The sequence below is a fragment of the Streptomyces sp. Xyl84 genome, assembly GCF_059731885.1.
On record NZ_AP029182.1, the window covers coordinates 5,978,183 to 6,003,922 of the forward strand.

The following is a 25,740-nucleotide window of genomic DNA, read 5'->3' on the forward strand; positions in this document are numbered from 1 at the left end:
GGGCCGCTGAGACGCGTACGCCGCTGGTGAGACATGAATGTCTCAATCGGTGTATGGTTGTCTCATGGCTGTCGATCGTGACCACGTGCTGCGCACCGCCGCGGCCCTGCTGACCCGCAAGTCCACCGCGACGATGGACGAGGTCGCCCGGGCGGCCGGGATCAGCCGCGCCACGCTGCACCGGCACTTCGCCGGGCGGGACGCGCTCGTGCGTGCGCTGGAGGCGCTCGGCATCCAGGAGTGCGAGGCCGCGCTCGACGCGGCCAGGACCCACGAGGGCCCGGCGCGTGAGGCCGTGCACCGGCTGGTGCGCGAGACGGAGTCCGCGGCCGGTCTGCTGGCCTTCCTCTACTCCGAGAACCAGCTGTTCGAGGGCGAGGAGCAGAACGCGGGCTGGGCGCGGATCGACGAACGGATCGAGGCCCTGTTCCGGCGCGGCCAGCGCAGCGGTGAGTTCCGCATCGACCTCACCCCCGCCTGGCTCACCGAGGCGCTGTACGGCCTGATGGCCTCCGGCGCCTGGGCCGTGGCCGAGGGCCGGGTGGCCCCCAAGGACTACACCTACATGATCGTGGAGCTGCTGCTCGGCGGCGCCCTGCGTACGGACGAACCACGGAGAGAGGAACCATGACCAGCACCCTGCAGCCGGCCGCGGCGGCGGAGACGGAGAAGCGCCCGGGCCGCTGGCTCGCGCTCGGCGTCCTCGTCCTGGCCGTGCTGCTGGTGGCCGTCGACGCGACCGTCCTCGGTCTCGCGACCCCCTACATCAGTGAGGACCTCGAGCCCTCCGGCACCCAGCTGCTCTGGATAGGCGACGTCTACTCGTTCGTCATCGCCGGTCTGCTCGTCTCCATGGGCAGCCTCGGTGACCGCATCGGCCGCAAGCGCATCCTGCTCGGCGGTGCCACCGCGTTCGGCCTGATCTCCGTGCTCAACGCCTACGCGGCCACGCCGGAGATGATGATCCTGGCCCGGGCGCTGCTCGGTGTCGCCGGTGCCACCCTGATGCCGGCCACGCTCGCCCTCATCCGCAACCTCTTCCACGACCCGCGCGAGCGCAGCCTCGCCGTCGGCGTCTGGGGCGCGGCCGCCTCCGCCGGCATGGCCGTGGGGCCCATCGTCGGCGGGTTCCTGCTCGAACACTTCTGGTGGGGCTCGGTCTTCCTGATCAACCTGCCCGTGATGGCCGTGCTCGTCCTGGTCGGCGTCCGCCTGCTGCCCGAGTCCCGCAACCCCCACCCGGGCCCGTGGGACCTCGCCAGCGTCCTGCTGTCCCTGGTCGGCATGATCGCCACCGTGTACGCGGTCAAGGAGGCCGCAGCGCACGGGTTCACCTGGGCGGTCCTCGGCACGGGCCTGCTCGGCGTGGCCGCGCTGTACGGCTTCGTCCGCCGCCAGCTCACGATGCCCGTGCCGCTGCTGGACATGCGGCTCTTCCGCAGCCGCGGCTTCAGCGGTGCCGTCCTCGCCGACCTGCTGACCGTGCTCGGCATGTCCGGACTGGTCTTCTTCCTGTCCCAGTACCTGCAACTGGTGCAGGGCAGGCGGCCGTTCGAGGCGGGCCTGGCCGAGCTGCCGGCCGCCGTGGGTGCCGTGGTGGCGGGTCTGGTGGCCGGCCGCGCGGCCCGTCGGTTCTCGGTGCGGGTGGTGGTCTCCGGCGGACTCGCCGCGGTGGGCCTGGCCCTGGCGGCGCTGACGGCGCTCAGCGGTGCCACCGGCTACCCGCTGCTCGGCTCGGCCCTGCTGGTGGTCGGCGTCGGCGCCGGCCTCTCCTTCACGGTGACCGCCGACGTGATCCTCTCCAGCGTGCCCAAGGACCAGGCGGGCGCCGCCTCCGCGGTCTCGGAGACGGCGTACGAACTCGGCGCGGCCCTGGGCATCGCCCTGCTCGGCTCCATCGTCACCGCCGCCTACCGGGGCTTCAGCGGCCCGAGCGGCACACCGGCGCGGGCCCACGAGTCCCTGGGCGGTGCGGTGGAGGCGGCGGCCGGCCTGCCGGCCCCCACAGCCGAGTCCCTGCTCTCCGCGGCCCGCGAAGCCTTCGTCCACGGCCTTCACCTGGCCTCGGGCGCCGGCGCGGCGGTCCTCCTGGCGGCAGCGGCGGCGGCCTGGGTGCTGCTGAAGCACGAGAAGCTCTGAAGCCGGAGGCCCGGGAACCCCGGGGAGGCGGCGCCCCGCACGGGTGCCGTGTCCGTGAGCGGCTGACGCCGCGCGGACGCGATCAACCACCGCGGTGCCGCACCCGGCGGAGCCCAGCAACCCCCGCGGCGCCCGGTCACCCGCGGCTCACGCGGGCGTAGGCCCGCGGCGCCCGGCCGCCCGTGCGCCGCGGGCCTACGCCGCCTTCGCCTTGGTGGCGTACATGTCCACGTACTCCTGCCCCGACAGCCGCATGACCTCGGTCATCACCGAGTCCGTCACCGCCCGCAGCACGTACCGGTCGCGGTCCATGCCCTCGTAGCGGGAGAACTCCATCGGCTCGCCGAAGCGCACGGTGACCTTGCCCGGACGGGGCAGCCCCGCCCCGCCCGGCTGCAGCTTGTCCGTGCCGATCATGGCGAACGGAACGACCGGCGCGCCCGTCATCAGCGTCAGCCGGGCGATGCCGGTGCGGCCCCGGTACAGCCGGCCGTCGGGGGAGCGGGTGCCCTCGGGATAGATGCCGAAGATCCTGTTCTCCTCCAGGATCCGGCGCCCGGTCATCAGCGCCGCGACCCCGCCCCGGCCGCCGTCGCGGTCGACGGGGATCATGCCGACACCGGTGAAGAACCAGGCCATCAGACGGCCCTTGAAGCCCTTCCCGGTGACGTACTCGTCCTTGCCGATGAAGAACACCTGACGGTCGCAGACCAGCGGGAGGATCATCGAGTCGATGAACGTCAGGTGGTTGCCGGCCAGGATGACCGGACCGTCGCCGGGAATGCGCTCCGCGCCCTCCACCTGTGGGCGGAACATCAGGCGCATGATCGGACCGAGCACTGCCTTGATGAGCGCGAAGCGGGACAACGGGCCCTCCGGTGTCAAGGGATTCTCTATGAAGTCTGTGCAGGTGAGGACGATACTCGCGGCGCGGCCCCGAATGCACATCGGGCTCACCACCTCTTACGTACTGTTGACGTACGTTTACCTGCGCGGGAGCCCCGTCACGCCCCGGTGAACGGCACGCAACGGTGTGACGGAGGTTACGGGGCGTCACCCGCCCGTGCCGGCCCGTCCCCTCCCGTCACTCCCGTCCGTCCCTCCCGCCCCGCCGGCGCGTCATCCGGCGTCACCCCCGTGTTCCGTCCGGGGCCTCCCGGCCGTCACCCCGGCCCCCCTACGATCGGCGCGCACCGACGACACGAGACCAGGAGGCGGACATGGGGACGCAGGAGCCGCAGCGGCAGGGGCAGGCGCGGGAGTCCGGCGGAAGCACGGCCCGGACCGGGCGCCGGACGCTGCTCGGGGCCGCGGTGCTCGGCGCCGGGGGAGCGGTCCTCGGAGCACCCGGCACGGCCGGCGCCGCACAGGCGGGGCCCGCGCAGGCCCCGGCCGCGCCCACCGCGGCCGGGCACGGCGGGACCGGCCGGCCCGGCGGTCTCGGGAGCCTGCCCGTGCCGACGGTCATCGGCCACCGCGGCGCCAGCGGATACCGGCCCGAGCACACCTTCGGCTCCTACGAGCTGGCCCTCGACCTCGGCGCGCACGTCGTCGAGGCCGGAGACCTGGTGTCCACCCGGGACGGCCACCTCGTGTGCCGGCACGAGCCGGAGATCGGCGGCACCACGGACGTCGCCGACCACCCCGAGTTCGCCGGCCGCCGGACCACCAAGGTCCTCGACGGGGTGCCCACCACCGGCTGGTTCACGGAGGACTTCACGCTCGCCGAGCTGAAGACGCTGCGCGCCGTCGAACGCATCCCGGCCAACCGCCCGCACAACACCCTCTACGACGGCCGCTGGGAGATCCCCACCTTCGAAGAGGTCCTGAAGTGGCAGGACGAGCAGACCCGCCGCCGCGGCCGGCAGGTGTGGATCTACCCCGAGACCAAGCACCCCACCTACTTCCGCAAGCTGGGCCTCGGCCTGGAGGAGCGGGTGGCGAAGCTGCTGCGCAGGCACGGCAAGGACCGCAGGAACTCGCCGGTGATCCTCCAGTCCTTCGAGCCCACCAGCATCCAGCGGCTGCGCCGGCTCGTGGACAACCCCCTGGCCGTGCTCCTGTCCGGCGCCGACAGCCGCCCGTACGACTTCGTCGAGGCCGGCGACCCGCGCACGGTGGCCGACCTCATCACCCCCAAGGGCCTGAAGGAGATCGCCTCCTACGCGCAGGGCATCGGCCCGACCGTGGACCTGGTCATCCCCAAGGAGGCGGACGGCAACCTCGGCAGGCCCAGCACGCTCGTGCGGGACGCGCACGCGGCGGGGCTGGTCCTGCACCCGTACACCATGCGCAACGAGAACCCGTTCCTGCCGCCGAAGTTCCGCAAGGGCACCGCCAAGGACGCCTACGGTGACGCCTTCGGCCTCTTCCAGGCGTACTTCGCCACCGGCATCGACGGCATCTTCACCGACAACGCCGACACCGGCCTGCTCGCCCGGGAGGACTTCCTCAGCCGCCGGTCCGTCAACCGCTGAACCCGTCCCGCCCCCCGTCGGTGTGAACCGCGGACCGCCCCGGCAACCTCGTGCCGGGGCGGTCGCGTCGTGCCGCATATGACACCCGACATGCTCACCGCCCTGCGCCCGCTGCTCGCCGCGGAGGCCTGTGCCGAGGCACATGCCGCCGGAACGGAACCGGGCGACCTGGAACAGGCGGTCTGGCTGCGGCTGCTGGAGCGCCTGGAGACGGACGGGCCGCCGCACGACCCCCAGGGCTGGCTGCGCAGGGCCGTCCGCTCCGAGGCGCGCCGGACCCGACGCACCGTCACCATCGAGCGTCCGTACGGCCTCGAACCCGCCGACGACAGCGAGCGCGGACCCGAGTCCATGGCGCTGGCCGCCGCGCGGGGGCGCGCCCTGCGCGACGCGGTGGGCCGGCTGCCGGGCCGCTGCCCCCGGCTGCTGGAGGCCCTGCTGTCGCCGAGGGACCTCACCTACCGGGAGATCGCCGGGGAGTTGGGTATCTCACAGGGCAGCCTCGGCCCGGAACGTTCCAGATGTCTGGGATGTCTACGGCGTTTGCTCGCACCGGAGGTTGCGGCGCGCGAAGCCCGGGGATAGGAGTGGGGGACGACAGGTGATCAGGTGAGCGGGAGGCGTGCGCACATGGGCATGAGCGTGACCATCTCGGCGGCGACCGAGCAGGACGCGGAGCAGATCTTCAAGCTTCAGTACCTGTGCTTCCAGAGTGAGGCGGCGCTGTACGGCAACTACCGCATCGACCCGCTCGTGCAGAGCCTCGACTCCCTCCGTCAGGAGGTCGCCGCCGACTGCGTCTTCGTGGCCCGGCTCGGCGACGAGGTGGTGGGCTCGGTGCGCGGCAGCACGACCGAGGAGGGCGCGGCCGCCATCGGCAAACTCTGCGTCCACCCCCGCCTCCAGGGCCACGGCATCGGCGCCCGGCTGCTGCGCGCGGTCGAGGCGGCCCTGGCCGAGGAGCGCGGCGCCACCCGCTTCCGCCTGCACACCGGCCACCGCAGCGAGGGCAACCTGCGCCTGTACCGCCGCGTCGGCTACCAGACGGTGGGCACCTTCGACAGCCCCGACGGCGTCCCGATGATCCTCCTGGAGAAGCCGGCCGGCACGTACGTGGCGACCGCCTAGCCAGGGTCTTTCTTCGGATCAGACCCCGGGTCCCGGCGGCGGCTCAGGCGGCCGCCGGTCCCTGCCCGCGGGCCTTGCGCAGCCAGTACAGCGCGGACAGCGGGAGCAGTACGGGGATGAAGACGTACCCCATGCCGTAGTCGGACCACACGGTCGCGTCAGGGAAGGCGGACGGTTCGACGAGCGTCCAGGTCCCGACCGTCAGCACGCCCACCAGCTCGGCGGCGCAGCACACCAGGGCGGCCCGGCGGGCCTTCTCCCCGCCGCGCACCAGCGAGTAGGTGATGAAGCCGTAGACCACGCCCGCCGCCGCCGAGAGCGAGTAGGCGAGCGGGGCCCGGCCGAAGTCGGTCGCGATCTGGTAGACGGAGCGGGAGACCGCGCCGACCACCATCACGCCGTACAGCCAGACGAGCAGGATGCCCGGCCCGCTGATGAGCCGGGCCTTCGCCGCCTTGGCCGGCTTCTGGCCGACAGTGGCCATCTCAGCCTCCCCAGATGTCGTAGAGCCGCACTTCGAGCACGGCGAGGACGACCCCGCCGGCCGCGACCGTCACCGAACCCCAGCGCGTGCGCTCCGCCAGCGACATGAAGGCGGCCGCCGGGACGCACGCGAAGGCGCCCAGCAGGTACGCCACGAAGATCGTCGCCCCCTGGTCCGGCTTCTCGCCCCGCGCGAGCTGCACGATCCCGATCACCAGCTGGACCAGGGCCAGCACGGTGACCACGGCCATCCCGATGAAGTGCCAGTCCTTCGTCGGCTGGTCACGGTAGGCGGCCCAGCCGCACCAGGCGGCGAGCAGCAACGCGGCGACGCCGGTCACCAGCGTCAGGGCATCAAGCATGCCTGTGACCCTATTACGGGGCGAAGACCCCACCGCGCCCGCCCCGGCGCCGGCGCCCGACGCTCCGGGGTGCGGCCGTGGCATTGGCCACAGCCCGGCCCGCGACCGGCTCCGGGTGCCCCCGCGGGCGGACCACCGCCGGACCTGTCGCCGCTGGTCAGCGGCGTGGGCGAGGCCCTGCCCGGCCACCGCCCGGGGGCGTCCCAAGAACGTCCACGATGCGGACAGCGGTGCCGTGTCAGCACCATGGGTCTGGTTTACTGATCGCATGACCACGACGAGCTGCCGCATCCCTGCGACCGAGGCGACGATGACGCCCGGTGCTCGTTGTATGTGTCCTGTGCGTCGAATGTGCGCCTTCTAGAGGGCCCCTGCACCACCTGAGCCTCGCGCCCCGAAGCGAGTGCCCGCTCATGTCCGCGCCCGCGTCCGGCCCGTCCGCCGCAGGCGACTGAGCCCGTGCCCCCCGCGCGCGTCCCTTCCTTCCGCTCCCGGACGTGCCGCGTTCCGGCCGCACCCGACCATGAACGCCGTGCCCGGCGCCCACGACGCGCCGCGCACTCGACAGTGACGGAAACCCACGTGATCACCACATCGGGCCTCACCAAGGTCTACCGCTCGCGCGGACGCGAGGTCACCGCCCTCGACGGCGTCGACCTGCACGTCCGCGAAGGCGAGGTGTACGGCGTCATCGGCCAGTCCGGTGCCGGCAAGTCCTCGCTGATCCGCTGCATCAACCTGCTGGAGCGGCCCACCTCGGGCACGGTCACCGTCGCCGGGCAGGACCTCACCGCCCTCGCCGGGCGCGGCCCGCGGGCCGGCCGGGAGCTGCGGCAGGCGCGCAGCCGGATCGGCATGGTCTTCCAGCACTTCAACCTGCTGTCCACGCGCACCGTCCGGGACAACGTCGAACTGCCCCTGGAGATCCTCGGCACGTCAGGGAAGGAACGTTCCCGCAGGGCGCTCGAACTGCTCGACCTGGTCGGCCTCGCCGACAAGGCAGGCGCCTACCCCGCCCAGCTCTCCGGCGGCCAGAAGCAGCGCGTCGGCATCGCCCGCGCCCTGGCCGGCGACCCCAAGGTGCTCCTGTCCGACGAGGCCACCAGCGCGCTCGACCCGGAGACCACCCGCTCCATCCTCCAGCTGCTGCGCGACCTCAACCGGCAGCTCGGCCTGACCGTCCTGCTCATCACGCACGAGATGGACGTCGTCAAGTCGATCTGCGACTCCGCCGCGCTCATGGAGCGGGGCCGGATCGTCGAGTCCGGCACCGTGAGCGAGCTGCTCGCCACGCCGGGCTCCCAGCTGGCCTCGGCGCTGTTCCCGGTGGGCGGCGAGGCCGGCGGCGAGGACCGCACCGTCCTGGACGTCACCTTCCACGGCGAGGCCGCCACCCAGCCCGTCATCTCCCAGCTGTCCCGCACCTACAACATCGACATATCGATCCTCGGCGCGGCCATCGACACCGTCGGCGGCCTCCAGGTCGGCCGGATGCGCATCGAACTGCCCGGCCGCTACGAGGACAACGTCGTACCCGTCGGCTTCCTGCGCGAGCAGGGCCTGCAGATCGACGTCGTCGGCCAGGACGACCCGCTGGTGAAGGAAGGCGCACGATGAGCTGGTCCGAGATGCACCCGCTGCTGTCCCAGGCCTGTTGGGACACCCTCTACATGGTCGGCTGGTCCACGCTGATCGCCGTCGTCGGCGGACTGCCGCTCGGCGTCCTGCTGGTCCTCACCGACCGGGGTGGCCTGCTCCAGAACGTCCTCGCCAACAAGGTCATCGGCCAGACGGTCAACATCGCCCGCTCCATGCCGTTCATCATCCTCATGGTCGCCCTGATGAACTTCACCCGCTGGGTGACCGGGACCACCATCGGCCGTGAGGCCGCCATCGTGCCGCTCGCCATCGGCGCCATCCCGTTCTTCGCCCGGCTGGTCGAGACCTCCGTGCGCGAGGTGGACGGCGGCCTCGTCGAGGCCGTGCAGTCCATGGGCGGCAACACCTGGACGGTCGTGCGCAAGGTCCTCGTGCCCGAGGCCCTGCCGTCCCTGATCGCCGGCACCACCACGACCGTCGTCGCCCTCATCGGCTACTCCGCGATGGCCGGCACGGTCGGCGCGGGCGGCCTCGGCGACATCGCCATCCGCTACGGCTACCAGCGCTTCGAGACCCAGCTGATGTGGATCACCGTGGCGATCCTCGCCGTGGTCATCTCGGTCATCCAGTTCGCCGGCGACTTCACCGCCCGTTCCCTGCACCGGCGCGGCGGCCGCTCCGGACCGGCGCCCAGGCTGCGGCTGCTCAGGGCCGGCGCGGCCGGCGGCGCCGGGAAAGGCGGCGATCCCGCCACGGCCGACGTGAGCAAGGCGGCCTGACCCGGCGCCGGGTCCCGCCCCGTCCGTACCAGACTCCCCGTTCCCCCCTACGGGGTCGCACCACCCAAGGAAAGGCACTTTTCGTGCGTAACACCGCCAAGATCACCTCTGCCGTGCTGGCCGCCGGAGCCCTCACCTTCGGGCTCACCGCGTGCGGCGGCTCGGACTCCGGCTCCGGCAAGAGCGACGCGAACGCCACGCTGACCGTCGCCGCCACCCCCACCCCGCAGGGCGAGATCCTCTCCTACGTCAAGGACCACCTGGCGCAGAAGGCCGGCCTCAAGCTGGAGGTCAAGGAGTTCACCGACTACGTGACCCCCAACACGGCCGTCCAGCAGGGCCAGGTCGACGCCAACTACTTCCAGCACAAGCCCTACCTGGACGACTTCAACAAGAAGAACGGCACCGACATCGTGCCGGTCCCCGGCGGCACCGTGCACCTGGAGCCGCTCGGCGTCTACTCCAAGAGCGTCAAGAAGCTCACGGACCTCGGGCAGGGCGCCACCGTCGCCCTCCCCAACGACACCACCAACGAGGCCCGGGCGCTCAAGCTGCTGGAGACCAACGGCCTGCTCAAGCTGAAGGCCGGCGCCGGCTACGAGGCCACCCCCAAGGACGTCACCGACAACCCCAAGGGCCTGAAGTTCAAGGAGCTGGAGGCGGCCCAGCTGCCGCGCTCGCTCGGCGACGTCGACGCCGCGGTGATCAACGGCAACTACGCCCTGGAGGCCAAGCTCAGCCCGGCCAAGGACGCGCTCGCCGCCGAGTCCGCCAAGGGCAACCCGTACGCCAACTTCCTCGCCGTGAAGAAGGGCAACGAGAGCGACCCGCGCGTGAAGAAGCTCGCCAAGCTGCTCACCTCGCCCGAGGTCAAGAAGTTCATCGAGGACAAGTACGACGGAGCCGTCGTCCCGGCGTTCTGATCCGCCCGGCGCCGCCGCACCCGGGGTCCGCTTCCGCACGGGGGGCGGACCCCGTGGTGCGACGCGGTGCGCGGATGCTGCATGCTGGACAGTTCAGCAGGCCCTGACGGTATTTCCGAAGGTTACGGAGCGGCGCCATGACTAGCACCTTCCCCAACATCTCCATCAGCACGGAGCGGTTGGTGCTGCGCCCCCTCGACGAGGACGACGTCCCCGCGCTGGCCGCGATGATGAACGACGAACAGGTCGCGGCCTGGACCGACGTCCCCCAGCCCTTCACCGAGGAGGCCGCCCTGCGCTGGATCGGCGGCCACGCCCCCGCCGAACGCACCGCGGGCCGCGGCCTCGACCTCGCGGTCACCGAGTTCCTCACCCAGCGCCTGGTCGGCATCGTCCAGCTGAGCAAGACCAACTGGCACGTCCGCGCCACCGAACTGTCCTACATCATCGCCCCCTGGGCCCGCGGCGAGGGATACGCCTCCGAGGCCGCCCTGGCCACCGCCCAGTGGCTGTTCGGCGACCAGGAGTTCGAACGCATCGAACTGCGTACCGCCGCCGGCAACACCGCCTCCCAGCAGGTCGCCCAGAAGATCGGCTGCATCAGCGAGGGCGTGCTCCGCAACGCCTGCATAGCCCACGTGCGCACCGAGGACGGCACCTGGACCGACGTGCGCACCGACTTCATCGTGTGGAGCCTGCTCCCGGAGGACCTGGACGGCGCCGAGGAGGAACTCGCCGACTCCGGCGGTTACCGCTCGTTCCCCGACTGGAACTGACCGGACGCGGCGCCGCCGCACCGCCGCCCCACCGCGCGCCCCGCGGTTCCACCAGGTAATCTCACGGAGCCCGCACTCGGGCGTCGCCCCTGACGACCTGCATCATCCCCCTGGAGACTGACAACGATGGCCGACCGGGTCACGGTGATCGGCTGGGACGGTTCGCCGCTGACCGACGCGGCGCGCGGCGCCCTCGGCGCCGCCACCCTCGTGGCGGGCGCGGCGCACCACCTCGCGCTGCCCGAGGTGCCCCCCGGCGCCGAGCGCATCCGCCTCGGCAGCGTCGCCCTCGCCGCCCGCCGCATCGCCGGCCACCGCGGCACCGCCGTCGTCCTCGCCGACGGGGACCCCGGCTTCTTCGGTGTCGTACGGACCCTGCGCGCACCCGAGTTCGGCCTGGAGGTCGAGGTCGTCCCCGCCGTCTCGTCGGTCGCCGCCGCCTTCGCCCGCGCCGGAATGCCCTGGGACGACGCACAGGTGGTCGTCGCCCACAAACGCACCCTGCGCCGCGCCGTGAACGTCTGCCGCGCCCACACCAAGGTCGCCGTACTGACCGCGCCCGGCGCCGGCCCCGCGGAACTGGGCCTGCTCCTCGACGGGGTCCACCGCACCTTCGTCATCTGCGAGGAACTCGGCACCGCGCGCGAACAGGTCACCGTCGTCACCTCCGACAAGGCCGCCGACCACACCTGGCGCGACCCGAACGTCGTCATCGTCATCGGCGGCAACGGCGGGCGGACCCCCGCCGGCCCGGGCGGCGCCTTCGGCGAGAGCGGCGGCTGGATCGCCGGGCACGACCCGGCCGACGGGCCGCGCGGCTGGACCCGGCCCGCCGACGCCTACGACGGACCGCTGGGCGAAGGGGAGACCGACCTCCTGCGGACCGCCCAACTCGCCCGGCTGGGACCGCGCGTCGGCGACCTCGTCTGGGACATCGGATGCGGCGGCGGCGCCTTCGCCACCGAGGCCGCCCGCGGCGGCGCCGCCGTCATCGCCGTCGACCGCGACCCGCGGGCCTGCGCCCGCACCGAGACCGCCGCGCGCCGCTTCGGCGTCCAGGTGCAGGTGGTGCACGGCATCGCCCCGCACGTCCTGGAGGACCTGCCCGAACCGGACGTCGTCCGGGTCGGCGGCGGGGGAGCGGCCGTCGTCGAAGCGGTCGCCGACCGGCGCCCGCAGCGCATCGTCGCCCACGCCGCGACCCGCGACGCCGCCGAACGCGTCGGCCGGGGCCTCACCGAGCACGGCTACCGCGTCGAGTGCGCCCTGCTCCAGTCCGTCCAACTCGACACCCGGGCCTGGACGGAGACCGAGCGGAGCGTCGCGTTCCTGCTCAGCGGGGAAATGCCGCCGAGCGGAGCGACGCGCTGACGGCAGGCCGGCGCGGCCCCGCGGACCGCGCCCCGTGATCGGGTTGTCGTACCGCGCGCGGTAGGCTGGCCGATCGTTGTACCGCACTGGGAGGTTCCGGACTTCGTTCGTCAATGTCCGGAAAACCCGCCCGTTTTGCGGTGGGTGTGGTACGGCAGAACCGGAGGACGCGCAACGTGGCGCAGTCCACAGCGGACCGTGACGGATGACGCTGTCGCGGCGCGCGGACGACCGCGACAATGCCACTCAATGGCTTTGTCGCCTTTTTTGGGCGGGTCGCTCGTGCCGCTGGGCACGGACGCTCGTTCTTCACTGGGGGCGGTCGGTGCGCCGTTCCCGGTGAGCTGGTCGTAGGAGCACTAACCGATGGGCGAGGGGTACGCATGACCGACACCGGCCAGGTCCCGGGCGAGGGGCTGCCGGAGAGCGCAGGCATGGTGGAACAGCCGGGCGTCCCCGCGCACGGCGCGTACACCTACCTCTCCGAGTCTCCCGCCGAGGACGAAGACCTCCTGCTGCCGGGCTCCCAGGGCGCCTGGGGCAACGAAGTGCCGCCGCCCGCCCCGGAGCCGGTCGTCGAGGCCGTCCACCAGCCGGGCCCGCACGAGACGGGCGGCCGCGACAGCGGCTCCGTCGATCTGAGCGGCGTCCTGCACCCCGACCCGACCGGGGCGCCGCCCGCGACGCCTCCGCGCCGGCCGCTGCACCTCGGTCCGCCCACCCCCGACGCCTCCGCCAGCCCGGTGCGCTCGCTGGCCGACCGCGGCCCGGCCGACGCGCCGGTACGGCAGCCCGGACCGGCCGCCACGGCCGCGGGGGCCGAGCACCCCGACGCCCAGCAGGCGGGCGTGCCGCAGCCGCTCGGGGCGCCGCAGGGCGCGGCTCCCTGGGGCGCGCAGGACGTGCGAGCCACGCACGCGCCGGTGGCCGCGCCCGCGGCTCCGCAGGCGGACGCGCGGGCCACGGCTGCGGAAACGGTTGTTCCGGATGCCGGGCCGATCCCGGATGCCGGGCCGGTCACGGAGGCCGAGCCGGTCGGTGCGGCCCAGGCCGCCGTCGCCCGGCTCGCGGCCCAGGCGGGGGCAGTGGCTCCCGAGACTCCCGCTGCGGCGCACGCCCCCCAGCCCGCGCACGAGGACGCGCAGGCGCCGGAAGGCGCGGAGGCCGCGGGGAACGCGGAGAGTGCGGAGGGTCCCGCGGTGGTCGTGGCGGCTCCGGGCACGGCTTCCGGGAGCGGTTCCGCGCCCGGTGAGGTGACCGACGCCGTGGACCCGGCGGCCGGGCAGGCACCCGAAGGGGCCGACGCCGTCGCCGCCGAGCAGGGGCCCGAGGGCGCCCCCGAGGCCGTACCGGCCGGTGACTCCGGCGAGGCCGCCCCCGGCGGGGAGGCGGAGGGAGTCTCCCCGGCGGCCGAGGCCACGCCCGTCCTTCCCGCGCCCGCATCCATGCCGGTGTCCACGCCGGAGGCTCCCGCCCCGCAGACGGCGTCCGCTGCCCAGACGGGCCAGGCGGACCCCGCGGACCAGGCCGCGGAGGCCACCCCCGTTCCGGACCCGGCGGCGCCCGCTGCGGGCGAGGCCGCCGAGGCCGAGGCGTCCGCGGAGAGCGGGCCCACGAGCGAGGCCGCCCAGGCCCCGGAGAACGTCCAGGACCCGCAGGCCGCCCAGGCCCCGGAGAACGTCCAGGACCCGCAGGCCGCCCAGGCCCCCGGGACGGACGGTCCCGCCGACGCCGTACAGCCGGCCGGCGCCGACGAGCAGGCCACCCTCGCGCAGGCCGCTGTCGCGGAGGAGACCGCCGCCCCCGCCGAGGAGACCCCCGGCGATCAGCCCATCGCCGAGGAGCCTGCCGCCGAGGAGGCTGCCGCGCTCCAGCAGAGCGCCCCCGCCGAGGAGGCCGCCCCCCGGAGCGTCCCCGTCGAGCAGGCCCCCGCGCCTCAGCAGACCGTCGCGGACCCGCAGGCACCGCAGGGCTCCCCGCCCGTTCCGGCGACCCCGCAGGACGCCGCCCAGCCGCAGCCGCAGGGCCCCGGGGCCCCCGAGACAGCCGAGCCGGCGGCTTCCCTCCCCGAGGCACCCGCCCAGGGTGAGGCCCCGACCGTTGGCGTACCGGCCGCCCAGCAGGAAGAGTCCGTGTCGATCCCCGTACCGCCCCTCGCCGGGCAGGCCGCCCCGACGGCCGGACCCGGCGCTCCGGACCCCGCCCAGGCCGCCGAGGCCCCCGCGGCGCCGGAAGCCCCCGGCGCACCGGCCGCCGGCGTGCCCGGGGCCCCCGCCCCGGCCGAGGCCCCGCACACGCCTGCGGCTCCGGAGACCGCGGACGCCTCCACGGCCCCGGGGACGCAGGCCGCCCCCGAGGCGCACGAGGCCGGCCCGGCCCCTGCCGAAGCCGCGGACCCGGCCGGGGCCACCGCCCCCGCCGAAGTCCCGCTCGGCGCCCCGGCGTCCGCCTCCCAACCGGCACCGGCCCGGCCCGCCGAGACGCCCGAAGCGCCCCGGCTCGCCGGGACCCCGGAAGCGCCCACGCCCGCCGGCCCGACCGCCGTCCCGGCGGCCGACGCGCCGGTCGGCGAGTTCGTACCGGTCGACGGAACGGTGCCGACCACCCCGCACCTGTCGCCGACCCCGCCGCACCCGATCGTCGTGCCGCAGCACCGGCCCGGGACCCAGCAGCCGCAGCCCGCCGCCGAGGCCGCCCAGCCGCCCCAGGAGCCCGTGGCCGCCGTCCCCGCGCCCCGCGCGGGGGACGCGGTCCCCGCCGCCGACGAGCCGGACCCCGACGTGGTCCAGCGGGCGGAGGACCTGGAGACCCGTGGCGCCGGCCAGGAGGACTCCGGGGAGGAGCCGCGGGAGGAGGACGCGTCCGCCGCCGAGGCACCGCGGCCGGTGGGTCCGGCCGCGCCCGGCTACGACGAGGCCGAGCGCGAGGCCGTGCTGAAGGTGATGCGCGAGCGCCGCGACATCCGCAACGGTTTCCGCGGCGACCCCATCCCGCACGAGGTGCTGCTGCGCGTCCTGGAGGCCGCGCACCACGCACCGTCGGTCGGCCACTCCCAGCCCTGGGACTTCGTCGTCATCCGCTCCGCCGACACCCGCCGGGCGATGCACGAACTGGCCATGCGGCAGCGCGACGCCTACGCCAAGTCGCTGCCGAAGGGCCGCGCCAAGCAGTTCAGGGAACTGAAGATCGAGGCCATCCTCGACACCCCGGTGAACATCGTCGTCACCGCCGACCCCACGCGCGGCGGCCGGCACACCCTCGGCCGGCACACCCAGCCGCAGATGGCGCCGTACTCCGCGGCGCTCGCCGTCGAGAACCTGTGGCTCGCCGCCCGCGCCGAAGGGCTCGGCGTCGGCTGGGTCAGCTTCTTCGACGAGCGGGAGATGGTCCGCGCCCTCGGCCTGCCCGAGCACCTGGAGGTCATCGCCTACCTGTGCGTCGGGTACGTCGACGAGTTCCCGGACGAGCCCGAGCTGATGCAGGCCGGGTGGTCCAAGCGCCGCCCGCTGTCCTGGGTGGTGCACGAGGAGACGTACGGCCGGCGCGCCCTGCCCGGCGAGGACCCGCACGACCTGCTCGCCGAGACCGTCGCCCAGATCCGCCCGCTGGACGCCAAGGCGCTCGGCGAGGCCTGGGAGCGGCAGAAGCGCATGACCAAGCCGGCCGGTGCGCTGGGCATGCTGGAGATCATCTCCGCGCAGCTGTCAGGCCTGTCCCGGCAGTGCCCGCCGCCGATCCCGGAGCCCGCGGCCGTCGCGATCTTCGCCGGGGACCACGGGGTGCACGCCCAGGGCGTCACCCCCTGGCCGCAGGAGGTCACCGCCCAGATGGTGGCCAACTTCCTCGGCGGGGGAGCGGTCTGCAACGCCTTCGCGAGCCAGGTGGGCGCCGAGGTCTGCGTCGTCGACGTGGGCGTCGCCGCCGACCTCCCGGCCACCCCGGGCCTGCTGCCCCGCAAGATCCGCGGCGGCACGTCCGACATGACCACCGGGCCCGCGATGACCCGCGAGGAGGCCAGGAAGGCCATCGAGGTCGGCATCGAGACCGCCCGCGACCTGGTGGCGGCCGGCAACAAGGCCCTGCTCACCGGCGAGATGGGCATCGCCAACACCACCGCCTCCGCGGCCCTCATCTCCGTCTACACCGGCGCCGACCCCGCCGAGGTCACCGGCCGGGGCACCGGCATCAACGACGAGACACTGGCCCGCAAGACCGAGGTGGTCCGGCGCGCCCTCGAAGTGCACCGGCCGGACCCGGCCGACCCCATCGGCGTGCTCGCCGCGATCGGCGGGTTCGAGCACGCGGCCATGGTCGGCCTGCTGCTCGGCGGCGCCTCGCTGCGCACGCCGGTGATCCTCGACGGCGTCAGCGCCGGTGCCGCCGCGCTGGTGGCCCGCGCGATCGCCCCGGAGGTCCTGGCCGCCTGCATCGCCGGCCACCGCAGCGCCGAACCCGGCCACGTCGCCGCCCTCAACAAGCTGGGCCTGCGCCCGCTGGTCGACCTCGACCTGCGCCTGGGCGAGGGCACCGGCGCGCTGCTCGCCCTGCCGCTGGTGCAGAGCACGGCCCGCGCGATGCACGAGGTGGCGACGTTCGACTCGGCGGGCGTCACCGAGAAGTGACCCGGTATGCCGGGACCGGGCGGGTACGCACCCCCTGCGCACCCCCCGGCCCCGGCATACGCTGAACCCACGTCTAAGATCCGCACGTCAGGGCTGCTCCGGAGCCGTAGCGCCCCACCCCGTACCGCTTCGACTTCTTCCACCCCGTCGCTCGGCGCACCGCCGCGACCGCCCGGACGAGGAGCCCCACCACCATGGCCGAACACCCCGTCTACCCCCTCGGTCTCCGCCTGACCGGCCGTCGTGTGGTCGTCCTCGGCGGCGGCCAGGTCGCCCAGCGCCGCCTCCCCGCGCTCATCGCGGCCGGCGCGGACATCGTCCTCGTCTCGCCCGGGGCGACGGCCTCCGTGGAGGCCATGGCGGACGCCGGTGAGATCGCCTGGCAGCGGCGGCCCTACCAGGACGGTGACCTCGCGGACGCCTGGTACGCGCTGATCGCCACCAGCGACCACGACGCCAACACCCGGGCCTCCGCCGAGGGCGAGCGCCGGCGCGTGTGGTGCGTGCGCGCCGACGACGCCGAGGCGGCGACCGCCTGGACCCCGGCCACCGGCCACAGCGCGGGCGTCACCGTCGCCGTGCTCAGCGAGCACGCGAGCGACCGCGACCCCCGCCACACCGCCGCCGTCCGCGACGCGGTCGTCGAGGGCCTGCGCGACGGCACCCTGGGCGCCCCCCACCACCGCGCGCGCACCCCCGGCGTCGCCCTGGTCGGCGGCGGACCCGGCGACCCGGACCTGATCACGGTCCGGGGCCGCCGCCTGCTCGCCGAGGCGGACGTCGTCATCGCCGACCGGCTCGGCCCGCGCGACCTGCTCGCCGAACTCCCGCCGCACGTCGAGGTGATCGACGCCGCGAAGATCCCCTACGGCCGTTTCATGGCCCAGGAGGCCATCAACAACGCGCTCGTCGAGCACGCCAAGCAGGGCAAGGCGGTGGTGCGGCTCAAGGGCGGCGACCCCTACGTCTTCGGCCGGGGCATGGAGGAGGTCCAGGCGCTCGCCGAGGCCGGCATCCCGTGCACCGTGGTGCCCGGCATCTCCAGCTCCATCTCCGTGCCGAGCGCGGCGGGCATCCCGGTCACCCACCGCGGGGTCGCCCACGAGTTCACGGTGGTCAGCGGCCATGTGGCCCCCGACGACGAGCGGTCGCTGGTCGACTGGCCCAGCCTGGCGAAGCTGACCGGCACGCTCGTGATCCTCATGGGCGTCGACAAGATAGGCCGGATCGCACAGACGCTGGTGGCCCACGGCAAGGCACCGGACACCCCGGTCGCCCTGGTCCAGGAGGGCACGACGGCCGCCCAGCGCCGCGTCGACGCCACCCTCGCGACCGTCGCCGAGACCGTGCGCGCCCAGGACGTGAAGCCGCCGGCCGTCATCGTCGTCGGCCCGGTCGTCGCCGTGGGGCCCCGCCCGGCCTGACCAGGGCCGCCGGCGGACGGCGTCACAGCGGACGGCACGGCCCGCATCACCCACGGCCCCCGTCACCGCGGGCAGGGCAGCCCGAGCAGGACCTTCCCCGCACCAGGACAATCCCCCCAGCGGGACAACACCGCACCAGGACAAGGCAGTTTCCCCGTGGCCGATCTCATCACCGTCGAGGACCCCGACGACCCGCGTCTGCGCGACTACACGGACCTGACCGACGTGGAACTGCGCCGCAGGCGCGAACCCGCCGAGGGCCTGTTCATCGCCGAGGGGGAGAAGGTCATCCGCCGGGCCCGCGACGCCGGGTACGAGATGCGCTCCATGCTGCTGTCCGCCAAGTGGGCCGACGTCATGCGCGACGTCCTCGACACCCTCGACGCGCCGGTCTACGTGGTCGCCCCCGGACTCGCCGAACAGGTCACCGGGTACCACGTGCACCGCGGCGCCCTCGCCTCCATGCGGCGCAAGCCGCTGCCCACCGCGGCCGGCCTGCTGGGCGGCGCCCGCCGGGTCGCGGTCATGGAGGCGGTCAACGACCACACCAACATCGGCGCGATCTTCCGCTCCGCGGCCGCCCTCGGCATGGACGCGGTCCTTCTCTCACCGGACTGCGCCGACCCGCTCTACCGCAGGAGCGTCAAGGTCTCCATGGGCGCGGTCTTCTCCGTGCCGTACGCCCGCCTCGACACCTGGCCGCAGGGTCTGGAGGCGGTCCGCGGGGCGGGCTTCACCCTGCTCGCCCTCACACCCGACGAGAAGGCCAGGACCCTGGACGAGGCCGCCCCGCACCGGATGGACCGGGTGGCGCTGATGCTCGGCGCGGAGGGCGACGGCCTGTCCCGCCGGGCGCTCGACGCGGCCGACGCGTGGGTGCGCATCCCCATGTCCCACGGCGTCGACTCCCTCAACGTCGGGGCCGCCGCGGCGGTCGCCTTCTACGCCGTCGCCACCGGCCGCCCGGGGGTGTGACCGCGCCGGGCCGGCCGGAGGACGGAAGGTTCTCCCGGGCGGTCAGAGCCCGGATGCCGGGACATGCCCCTGGGCGTGCTCCCGGACGTGCTCCTGGCCCACCCGTACGCCGCTCCCGTCGCCGCCGAGCCCCCGCGAGGGGCCCTGGCAGCCCTGCGCCGCCGCGATACCGAGCGCCACGAGCAGCGTCACCACCACGAACACGAACAGCCGCTGCCGCAGCAGCCTCGGGTTGGCGGGCCGCAGACCGGTGGAGGTCCCGCGGGGCCGTTGCCGTCCCGCGGCGCCGCGCGGGGCGGACCGGCCGCCGTCCGTGCGCGAACCGTTCCGGGAGGCCGGGATCGGCCGCCCGCCGCCCGCGCGGGAGGACGCACCGGTCGCACGCGGCGCGCCACCGTCCCGGGGAGTGCCACCGGCGCGCGAGGGCGCACCGCCCCGTGCGGACGGGGCGCTGCCGCGCGGGGCGGGCGTGCGCGGAGTGCCCTGGGGAGGGGCCTGCGGCCGCCGCCGGCCGCGCGGTTCGGAGTGGCCGACGCGCTGCTGTTCGGCGCCGCGCCGCTGCTCGGGGTAGGGGGCGCGCTGCGGTTCGGGACGGGCGGCGCGCTGCCGGCCCGGGGACGTGGCCCGCTGCTCCTCCGGGTAGGTGTCGGCCATCCGGCCGGTCGGCCGGTCCGCCTCGGCGGCGCGCGGCGCCGGCGGCCGCAGCTCGCCCAGGCCCTGCGCCTCGCGGGCGGCGATCTCCTTCAGGCGGAGCGAGAGCTGCAGCGTGCTGGGCCGGTCCTCGGGATCCTTGGCCAGGCAGGCGCGCACCAGCGGGCCCAGCGCGTCCGGCACCCCGCGCAGCTGGGGCTCCTCGTGCACCACGCGGTACAGCATCACCTCCGAGCTGCCGTGCCCGAACGGCGAGTCGCCCGTCGAGGCGTACGCGAGCGTCGCCCCCAGCGAGAACACGTCGGTGGCCGGGGTGACGGCGGCGCCGCGCACCTGCTCCGGGGCGAGGAAGCCGGGAGAGCCCACCGCCGTGCCGACGTGGGTGAGGGTGGAGGCGCCGGTCGCCCAGGCGATGCCGAAGTCGATGATCCGCGGCCCCTTGGGGGACAGCAGGATGTTGGACGGTTTGAGGTCCCGGTGCACCACCCCGGCCTCGTGGACCGCGACCAGCCCCTCGGACAGGGCGGCCCCGATGGCGGCGGCCTCCGCCGCGCCCAGCGCCCCCTCGTCGGCGACCTTGTCGTGCAGGGAGGGGCCGGGCACGTACTGCGTGGCGAACCACGGACGGTCCGCCTCCAGGTCCGCGGCCACCAGGCGTGCCGTGCAGCCGCCCCGGATCCGCCGGGCCGCCGAGACCTCGCGCGCGAACCGGGAGCGGAACTCCTGGTCCTCCGCCAGATCCGGCCGGATGACCTTCAGCGCGACGCGCTGGCCCTTGCGGTCGGAGCCCAGGTAGACCACGCCCATCCCGCCCGCGCCGAGCCGTCGGTGAAGCCTGAACGAGCCGACGACGCGCGGGTCCTCGCGCCTCAGGCGCATCATCGCCATGTTCATCCCCGCTGCCCGGTCCCTGTGACGAGCCACAGCTTACGTTTCCGGGGCCGCTCACGCGCAGAGGCCGCGCCCTCTCGACCCGATCGATTGTCAGTGCCGTGCGCGAGAGTTGAGCGGGGGTCAGCGGATCCGCCGGCGGACCGGGCGGTTCCGGTACAAGATCCCAACCGGCTGTGACACAAGGGGGATTGGGTGCCGGGGGGACCGTCGCGGACGCAGGGCGCGGGCGGTGCGGAACAGGGGGCCGGGGTGGCGGAAGGCGGCGGGAAGGACGGACGGCGAGCGGGGCGGGACAGCACCCGGCCGCCGGGCGGAAGTGAGCGATGTCACCGGCCGTGTCCGGAAAAGCCGGGCAGTTGGGGCACCCCTTCAGGGATGACCCCGAGACGCCGCAGGACGTCTCCACCCAGGGGAGTACGCCCCGGCCCGCGGCTCATCCTCCGGGAGGCCCGGCAATCGGTACGAGGGCATGACGCCCGGCATCCGCCGCGCGCCTACATTTGAGGTCAAGCGGCGGGTGCAGCACTCGTCCCCCGAGGTCAGACACCCGCCGCTGCCGACGACAACCGAAACGGTCAGGAGAGGGACCATGGCCCACACGGCACCGCGGACACTGCTCCGCGCGCAGGGACGCCCCGTGCGCCCCCGCCGCACGGGCCGTCGCCACCCCTTGGTGGCGACCGTGATGGCCCTTCCCCTGGCGGCCCTGCTCCTGCTCGTCTTCGACGGCTGGGAGACAGTGGCCACACAAGCGTCGTCCGTGGGCGTGATGCTGGGGCGCTGAGCGGCGCCCCAGGCCCGGAAGAGCGGTCCGGGCGGGGACATCCACCCATGAAACCCCGTGGGGACGGGGGTGCGGCGGACGGCAGGATGCCGGCGCAGCTGGGGAGCTGCGCCGGCATCGCCGTGTCCGGACCCGCCTGCTCAGGCCCCACCGGACCGGCCCCACCGAGGGCCCCGGCCACCAGCCCCGCCCCACCCGATTCCCCCGCCCGCCGCACCCCGTACGCTCGTACGCCCGCCGCGACGACGCCGTACGTACCACGCCAGGGGGAGCCCGTGACCGCCGCCGATGCCCTGCCGCTGCCTGAGCTGACCGCGCGGGTCACGGCGGTGGCCCACCCGGACGCGACCGGCTGCCGCTGCGCCACCACCGTCCTGGCCGACCGCCCCGACGCCACCGTCGTCCTCCACTCGGGCACCGTCGGCAAGGTCCACGCGCCCGGCACGGATCCCGTCGCCCTCGCCCGCCGCCTGGCCACGGCCGCCGCTCTCCCCGGCGTCCTGCTGCCCCCGTTCAGCCCGGTAGCGGCCACGCTCCACGACCGTCTCGTCACCTTCTGGCCGTACGGCACGCCCGTGGACCCCGCCACCCCCGAGGCAGCCCCCTGGGAAGCCGCGGCCACGCTCCTCGCCAGGCTCCACCGCGGTCCGGTGCCTCCCGGTCTGCCGCCCATGCGCGGTCCGCTCAAGGCCGCCCGGGCCGTCACCCGGCTCCGCGCCGAGGCGCCCGGCCACCCGGCGGCCCGCCCGGTGCTGAGCGCCTGGGCCACGCTGCCCGCCTGGGCGCGCGCCGAGGCCCCCCAGCCCGGTGCGCGGACCGTCTGCCACGGCGACCTGCACCTGGGCCAGCTCGTGCGCCACCCGGCCTCCGACGGTCCGTGGCTGCTGATCGACATCGACGACCTGGGCACCGGCACACCCGCCTGGGACCTGGCCCGCCCCGCCGCCTGGTTCGCCTGCGGACTGCTGCCGCCCGGCGACTGGAGCCGGTTCCTGGCCGCCTACCGGGCGGCGGGCGGCCCGGCCGTCCCGGCGGACGGCGACCCGTGGGCCGCGCTGGAGACCGCCGCCCGCGCCCTGACCGTGCAGACCGCCGCACGGGCCGTCGCGAAGGCGGCCGCGGCCGGGCGCACGCTGGACGAGGTCGAACAGGCCGTGGTGGACGCCTGCGCCCGAATGACCCCTGTCCCCGCGCAGTTGTCCGGTGAGCTGCCGACGTAGGGTGCAACCGACCGCGGCCGGACGGAGTCTGTCCAGGCGGTACCCGAAGCAGGACCCACCGGTGAGGAGTTGAGCCGAGCATGCAGTGTCCGAAGTGCCACGCGCCGATGCACACCTACAACCGCAACGGCATCCAGATCGAGCAGTGCAGCGGCTGCCGCGGCATCTTCCTCGACTACGGCGAGCTGGAGGCGCTGACCCGGCTGGAGGCCCAGTGGTCGCAGCCCGCGCCGCCCCCGCCCGCCCCGCAGGCCTACCCCGCGCCGCCCGCCCCCGCGTGGGGCGCACCGCACGGCGGTCACCACGGGCACTACGGCCACGGCCACCGGCACAAGAGCTTCGGTCACATGCTCTTCTCCAGCTGAGGCCCGGCGCGGTGCACCGGGCACGAGGCACCGCGCTCGGTGCACCGGGCGGCACCCCGGTGGCGTCCGGCCCGGAGCACCGGGCGCGCCGACACGAAGAAGCCCCCGGCCGTACGAGACGGCCGGGGGCTTTCCGAGGTGTGGACGATACTGGGATTGAACCAGTGACCTCTTCCGTGTCAGGGAAGCGCTCTCCCGCTGAGCTAATCGTCCGCAGACCCGTGACCCGAAGGTCACAGACTGTGCGTGCGCGATACTGGGATTGAACCAGTGACCTCTTCCGTGTCAGGGAAGCGCTCTCCCGCTGAGCTAATCGCGCGGGTCCGGATCACACCGTACGGGACGGCGGATCCAGTGGACGATACTGGGATTGAACCAGTGACCTCTTCCGTGTCAGGGAAGCGCTCTCCCGCTGAGCTAATCGTCCTTGGAGGTGGAGACGGGATTTGAACCCGTGTAGACGGCTTTGCAGGCCGTTGCCTCGCCTCTCGGCCACTCCACCAGGAGTGCAGGGGACCGGGAGTCCCCTTCGTTCCTGCGAGCGGACGACGAGGCTCGAACTCGCGACCTCAACCTTGGCAAGGTTGCGCTCTACCAACTGAGCTACGTCCGCCTGTCGGTTCGGTCCGCTTGCGCGTCCCGGCGACGTGTTGAACTCTAGCGGATTCCCGGGCCAGCACAAAAACGCGTTTGCGCAGCGTGCTGCGGTACGTCGTCACGAGGACCTGGTCAGGGCCCCGGCAGGACACGCCAGGGCCACCCGCCGGACACCGGCCCTAGACTCGGACCCGTGCTCGACCTGCCCCCTCTCGCCCGTTTCGGCGACCGTGTCGCCACCGGCCTGGCGGACGTCACCGACGATCCCGCGGCCCTGGACTCCACCGGCTTCTGGGCCGTCGCAGCCGACTACGAGGGGCGGCTGACCTGCGCCCGCTTCCGCGACGTACGGCACGAGCCCGTCCCCGCCCCGGCGCCCGGCGGATGGCGCGGACCGGGCCCCGGTGACTGGACGTCCTCCCTCGACCGCGCCGCGTACACCGCGGGCGTGCGCCGCATCCGCGAGCACATCGCGGCCGGCGAGGTCTACCAGGTGAACCTCTGCCGCGTGCTGTCCGCGCCGGTGGCCGCCGACGCCGACGTGGACGCGCTGAGCGCCGTCCTGGCCCGCGGCAACCCGGCACCGTACGCGGGAACGATCCGCCTGCCCGAGCACGGCGTGGAGATCGCCACCGCCTCCCCGGAACTGTTCCTGCGCCGACAGGCGCGGACGGTGGAGTCCGGGCCCATCAAGGGCACGGCCCGCACCGAGGCGGAGCTCCTCGGCAAGGACCACGCCGAGAACCTGATGATCGTGGACCTGGTCCGCAACGACCTCGGGCGCGTGTGCACCACCGGCAGCGTGACCGTCCCCGACCTGTGCGCGGTGGAGAAGCACCCCGGCCTGGTCCACCTCGTCTCCTCGGTCCGCGGTGAGCTGCGCCCCGGCGCCGGCTGGCCCGACCTGTTCGCCGCCGCCTTCCCGGCCGGCTCGATCACCGGCGCCCCCAAGTCGAGCGCCCGGCGGATCATCGACGCCCTGGAGACCGCTCCCCGCGGCCCCTACTGCGGCGGCCTCGGCTGGGTCGACGCCGACCGGGGCACGGGCGAGCTGGCCGTCGGCATCCGCACGTTCTGGATCGACCGGCCCGACCGGGCCCCCGGCGCGCCCGCCGTGCTGCGCTTCGGCGCCGGAGCCGGCATCACGTGGGACTCCGACCCGGACGGCGAGTGGCAGGAGACCGAACTGAAGGCGGCCCGGCTGCTCGCGGTAGCGTCGGGGACGTACGAGCACGGCGGAGAGGACCTGCACGCATGAAGATCTGGCTCGACGGCGGGCTGCGGGACACCGAGTCCGCGCGCGTCTCCGTCCTCGACCACGGGCTGACCGTGGGCGACGGCGTCTTCGAGACGGTGAAGGCGGCCGACGGGAAGCCGTTCGCGCTCACCCGTCACCTGGACCGGCTGACCCGGTCGGCGCGCGGCCTCGGCCTGCCCGACCCCGACCACGACGAGGTGCGCCGCGCCTGCGCCGCCGTCCTGGCGGCCGACCCGGTCCCGCTCGGCCGTCTGCGCATCACCTACACCGGCGGCGACGGCCCCCTCGGCTCCGACCGGGGCGAGCACGGCACGACCCTCGTCGTCGCGCTGGGCGAGACCACCCGCCGCCCCGACTCCACCTCCGTCGTCACGGTCCCCTGGACCCGCAACGAACGCGGCGCGCTCACCGGTCTGAAGACCACCTCCTACGCGGAGAACGTCGTCGCCCTCGCCCGCGCCCGCGAACACGGCGCCTCCGAGGCGCTGTTCGCCAACACGGCCGGACGGCTCTGCGAGGGCACCGGCTCCAACGTCTTCGTCGTCCTCGACGGCGAGATCCACACCCCGCCGCTCGCCTCCGGCTGCCTGGCGGGCATCACCCGCGCGCTCGCGATCGAGTGGACCGGCGCCCGGGAGACCGACCTGCCGCTGGACGTCCTGGAGCGGGCCGACGAGGTCTTCCTCACCTCCACCCTGCGCGACGTCCAGGCCGTGCACCGCGTCGACGAGCGCACGCTGCCCGGAGCGGAGGGCCCGGTCACGGCGAAGGCCATGCGGATCTTCGCCGAACGCTCCGGCGACGACCTGGACCCGTAGGCGGCGGCGAGCGGTCCGCACGGGCCGGACGTCCGGCCCCGGTACCGGTCCGGCGTCCGGTCCTGCACCGGCCCGGCGGGCCCGGCCGCGGAAAA

Annotated in this window: 22 protein-coding genes and 5 tRNA genes; 18 read left to right on the forward strand and 9 right to left on the reverse strand. The window is 74.4% G+C overall.

Annotated elements, in window-relative coordinates; translation table 11 throughout:
• Positions 1-64 precede the first annotated feature (64 nt).
• Positions 65-631, forward strand: a complete 567-nt coding sequence (locus AC6I72_RS25960) for a TetR/AcrR family transcriptional regulator (RefSeq protein WP_498003553.1) — start codon at positions 65-67, stop codon at positions 629-631.
• Positions 628-2,139 carry an MFS transporter gene (locus AC6I72_RS25965; protein ID WP_498003554.1) on the forward strand — a complete coding sequence of 504 codons (1,512 nt, stop codon included), beginning with the start codon at positions 628-630 and terminating at the stop codon, positions 2,137-2,139. The genes AC6I72_RS25960 and AC6I72_RS25965 overlap by 4 nt, the downstream gene beginning before the upstream one ends.
• Before the next feature lie 195 nt (positions 2,140-2,334).
• On the opposite strand, the gene AC6I72_RS25970 is transcribed toward AC6I72_RS25965, so the two are convergent.
• Positions 2,335-3,087: a lysophospholipid acyltransferase family protein gene (locus AC6I72_RS25970; protein ID WP_078884201.1), complete on the reverse strand. Its 753-nt coding sequence runs from the start codon at positions 3,085-3,087 to the stop codon at positions 2,335-2,337.
• A gap of 272 nt (positions 3,088-3,359) precedes the next feature.
• Between AC6I72_RS25970 and AC6I72_RS25975 the strand changes: the two genes are divergently transcribed.
• From AC6I72_RS25975 to AC6I72_RS25985, 3 genes are all read left to right on the forward strand, one after another.
• Entirely contained in the window at positions 3,360-4,616 is a 1,257-nt protein-coding gene (locus AC6I72_RS25975; protein WP_498003555.1) for a glycerophosphodiester phosphodiesterase, read from the forward strand.
• 78 nt (positions 4,617-4,694) lie between these two features.
• Complete coding sequence (locus AC6I72_RS25980) at positions 4,695-5,201, forward strand: RNA polymerase sigma factor (protein WP_498003556.1); 507 nt, start codon at positions 4,695-4,697, stop codon at positions 5,199-5,201.
• 45 nt (positions 5,202-5,246) lie between these two features.
• Complete coding sequence (locus tag AC6I72_RS25985) at positions 5,247-5,744, forward strand: GNAT family N-acetyltransferase (protein ID WP_498004825.1); 498 nt, start codon at positions 5,247-5,249, stop codon at positions 5,742-5,744.
• 43 nt (positions 5,745-5,787) lie between these two features.
• Here AC6I72_RS25985 and AC6I72_RS25990 read toward each other — a convergent pair whose 3' ends face one another.
• Positions 5,788-6,228, reverse strand: a complete 441-nt coding sequence (locus AC6I72_RS25990) for a hypothetical protein (RefSeq protein WP_498003558.1) — start codon at positions 6,226-6,228, stop codon at positions 5,788-5,790.
• A 1-nt stretch (position 6,229) separates the two neighbouring features.
• Positions 6,230-6,589, reverse strand: coding sequence for a hypothetical protein (locus AC6I72_RS25995; protein WP_037860126.1), 360 nt, complete (start codon positions 6,587-6,589; stop codon positions 6,230-6,232).
• A 582-nt stretch (positions 6,590-7,171) separates the two neighbouring features.
• On the opposite strand from AC6I72_RS25995, the gene AC6I72_RS26000 reads away from it, so the two are divergent.
• From AC6I72_RS26000 to AC6I72_RS26035, 8 genes are all read left to right on the forward strand, one after another.
• Positions 7,172-8,206, forward strand: a complete 1,035-nt coding sequence (locus AC6I72_RS26000; RefSeq protein ID WP_498003559.1) for a methionine ABC transporter ATP-binding protein — start codon at positions 7,172-7,174, stop codon at positions 8,204-8,206.
• Entirely contained in the window at positions 8,203-8,967 is a 765-nt protein-coding gene (locus tag AC6I72_RS26005) for a methionine ABC transporter permease (RefSeq protein ID WP_498003560.1), read from the forward strand. The genes AC6I72_RS26000 and AC6I72_RS26005 overlap by 4 nt, the downstream gene beginning before the upstream one ends.
• Before the next feature lie 83 nt (positions 8,968-9,050).
• Positions 9,051-9,890: a MetQ/NlpA family ABC transporter substrate-binding protein gene (locus tag AC6I72_RS26010; RefSeq protein ID WP_498003561.1), complete on the forward strand. Its 840-nt coding sequence runs from the start codon at positions 9,051-9,053 to the stop codon at positions 9,888-9,890.
• 137 nt (positions 9,891-10,027) lie between these two features.
• Entirely contained in the window at positions 10,028-10,666 is a 639-nt protein-coding gene (locus AC6I72_RS26015; RefSeq protein ID WP_498003562.1) for a GNAT family N-acetyltransferase, read from the forward strand.
• A 126-nt stretch (positions 10,667-10,792) separates the two neighbouring features.
• Entirely contained in the window at positions 10,793-12,037 is a 1,245-nt protein-coding gene (cbiE, locus tag AC6I72_RS26020) for a precorrin-6y C5,15-methyltransferase (decarboxylating) subunit CbiE (protein WP_498003563.1), read from the forward strand.
• 383 nt (positions 12,038-12,420) lie between these two features.
• Entirely contained in the window at positions 12,421-16,659 is a 4,239-nt protein-coding gene (cobT, locus tag AC6I72_RS26025) for a nicotinate-nucleotide--dimethylbenzimidazole phosphoribosyltransferase (protein ID WP_498003564.1), read from the forward strand.
• Positions 16,660-16,853: 194 nt separating this feature from the next.
• Positions 16,854-18,083, forward strand: a complete 1,230-nt coding sequence (cobA, locus tag AC6I72_RS26030) for a uroporphyrinogen-III C-methyltransferase (protein WP_498003565.1) — start codon at positions 16,854-16,856, stop codon at positions 18,081-18,083.
• A gap of 156 nt (positions 18,084-18,239) precedes the next feature.
• On the forward strand, positions 18,240-19,058 hold the full coding sequence (locus AC6I72_RS26035; protein WP_498003566.1) for a TrmH family RNA methyltransferase: 819 nt from the start codon (positions 18,240-18,242) through the stop codon (positions 19,056-19,058).
• Between the two features lie 42 nt (positions 19,059-19,100).
• On the opposite strand, the gene AC6I72_RS26040 is transcribed toward AC6I72_RS26035, so the two are convergent.
• Positions 19,101-20,603, reverse strand: coding sequence for a serine/threonine-protein kinase (locus AC6I72_RS26040; protein ID WP_498003567.1), 1,503 nt, complete (start codon positions 20,601-20,603; stop codon positions 19,101-19,103).
• Between the two features lie 589 nt (positions 20,604-21,192).
• On the opposite strand from AC6I72_RS26040, the gene AC6I72_RS26045 reads away from it, so the two are divergent.
• The 3 genes from AC6I72_RS26045 (at position 21,193) to AC6I72_RS26055 (ending at position 22,972) form a co-directional block, all read left to right on the forward strand.
• Complete coding sequence (locus tag AC6I72_RS26045) at positions 21,193-21,387, forward strand: hypothetical protein (protein WP_498003568.1); 195 nt, start codon at positions 21,193-21,195, stop codon at positions 21,385-21,387.
• A gap of 275 nt (positions 21,388-21,662) precedes the next feature.
• A complete protein-coding gene (locus tag AC6I72_RS26050) occupies positions 21,663-22,607 on the forward strand; it encodes a phosphotransferase family protein (RefSeq protein WP_498003569.1) in 945 nt (314 codons plus the stop codon).
• Positions 22,608-22,687: 80 nt separating this feature from the next.
• Positions 22,688-22,972, forward strand: a complete 285-nt coding sequence (locus tag AC6I72_RS26055; protein ID WP_037860090.1) for a TFIIB-type zinc ribbon-containing protein — start codon at positions 22,688-22,690, stop codon at positions 22,970-22,972.
• Between the two features lie 141 nt (positions 22,973-23,113).
• Here AC6I72_RS26055 and AC6I72_RS26060 read toward each other — a convergent pair.
• From AC6I72_RS26060 to AC6I72_RS26080, 5 genes are all read right to left on the reverse strand, one after another.
• Positions 23,114-23,185, reverse strand: a tRNA-Val gene (locus AC6I72_RS26060).
• Between the two features lie 34 nt (positions 23,186-23,219).
• Positions 23,220-23,291 (reverse strand) — tRNA-Val (locus AC6I72_RS26065).
• Between the two features lie 36 nt (positions 23,292-23,327).
• Positions 23,328-23,399 (reverse strand) — tRNA-Val (locus AC6I72_RS26070).
• Between the two features lies 1 nt (position 23,400).
• Positions 23,401-23,474: transfer RNA gene (locus AC6I72_RS26075), tRNA-Cys, on the reverse strand.
• A 38-nt stretch (positions 23,475-23,512) separates the two neighbouring features.
• A tRNA-Gly gene (locus tag AC6I72_RS26080) sits at positions 23,513-23,585 on the reverse strand.
• Positions 23,586-23,762: 177 nt separating this feature from the next.
• On the opposite strand from AC6I72_RS26080, the gene AC6I72_RS26085 reads away from it, so the two are divergent.
• Together AC6I72_RS26085 and AC6I72_RS26090 are read left to right on the forward strand one after the other, a co-directional pair.
• A complete protein-coding gene (locus AC6I72_RS26085) occupies positions 23,763-24,827 on the forward strand; it encodes a chorismate-binding protein (RefSeq protein ID WP_498003570.1) in 1,065 nt (354 codons plus the stop codon).
• Entirely contained in the window at positions 24,824-25,645 is an 822-nt protein-coding gene (locus AC6I72_RS26090; protein ID WP_498003571.1) for an aminotransferase class IV, read from the forward strand. The genes AC6I72_RS26085 and AC6I72_RS26090 overlap by 4 nt, the downstream gene beginning before the upstream one ends.
• Positions 25,646-25,740: the final 95 nt, after the last annotated feature.

Bases quoted from the DNA above. Each gene is read 5' to 3' on its own strand.
- AC6I72_RS26045 (WP_498003568.1), top strand. From the start codon at position 21,193: ATGGCCCACACGGCACCGCGGACACTGCTCCGCGCGCAGGGACGCCCC.
- AC6I72_RS25960 (WP_498003553.1), top strand. From the start codon at position 65: ATGGCTGTCGATCGTGACCACGTGCTGCGCACCGCCGCGGCCCTGCTG.
- AC6I72_RS26055 (WP_037860090.1), top strand. From the start codon at position 22,688: ATGCAGTGTCCGAAGTGCCACGCGCCGATGCACACCTACAACCGCAAC.
- AC6I72_RS25980 (WP_498003556.1), top strand. From the start codon at position 4,695: ATGACACCCGACATGCTCACCGCCCTGCGCCCGCTGCTCGCCGCGGAG.
- cobA (WP_498003565.1), top strand. From the start codon at position 16,854: ATGGCCGAACACCCCGTCTACCCCCTCGGTCTCCGCCTGACCGGCCGT.
- AC6I72_RS25990 (WP_498003558.1), bottom strand. From the start codon at position 6,228: ATGGCCACTGTCGGCCAGAAGCCGGCCAAGGCGGCGAAGGCCCGGCTC.
- AC6I72_RS25965 (WP_498003554.1), top strand. From the start codon at position 628: ATGACCAGCACCCTGCAGCCGGCCGCGGCGGCGGAGACGGAGAAGCGC.
- AC6I72_RS25975 (WP_498003555.1), top strand. From the start codon at position 3,360: ATGGGGACGCAGGAGCCGCAGCGGCAGGGGCAGGCGCGGGAGTCCGGC.
- cbiE (WP_498003563.1), top strand. From the start codon at position 10,793: ATGGCCGACCGGGTCACGGTGATCGGCTGGGACGGTTCGCCGCTGACC.
- AC6I72_RS26090 (WP_498003571.1), top strand. From the start codon at position 24,824: ATGAAGATCTGGCTCGACGGCGGGCTGCGGGACACCGAGTCCGCGCGC.
- AC6I72_RS25995 (WP_037860126.1), bottom strand. From the start codon at position 6,589: ATGCTTGATGCCCTGACGCTGGTGACCGGCGTCGCCGCGTTGCTGCTC.
- cobT (WP_498003564.1), top strand. From the start codon at position 12,421: ATGACCGACACCGGCCAGGTCCCGGGCGAGGGGCTGCCGGAGAGCGCA.
- AC6I72_RS26015 (WP_498003562.1), top strand. From the start codon at position 10,028: ATGACTAGCACCTTCCCCAACATCTCCATCAGCACGGAGCGGTTGGTG.
- AC6I72_RS25970 (WP_078884201.1), bottom strand. From the start codon at position 3,087: ATGTGCATTCGGGGCCGCGCCGCGAGTATCGTCCTCACCTGCACAGAC.
- AC6I72_RS26040 (WP_498003567.1), bottom strand. From the start codon at position 20,603: ATGAACATGGCGATGATGCGCCTGAGGCGCGAGGACCCGCGCGTCGTC.
- AC6I72_RS25985 (WP_498004825.1), top strand. From the start codon at position 5,247: ATGGGCATGAGCGTGACCATCTCGGCGGCGACCGAGCAGGACGCGGAG.
- AC6I72_RS26005 (WP_498003560.1), top strand. From the start codon at position 8,203: ATGAGCTGGTCCGAGATGCACCCGCTGCTGTCCCAGGCCTGTTGGGAC.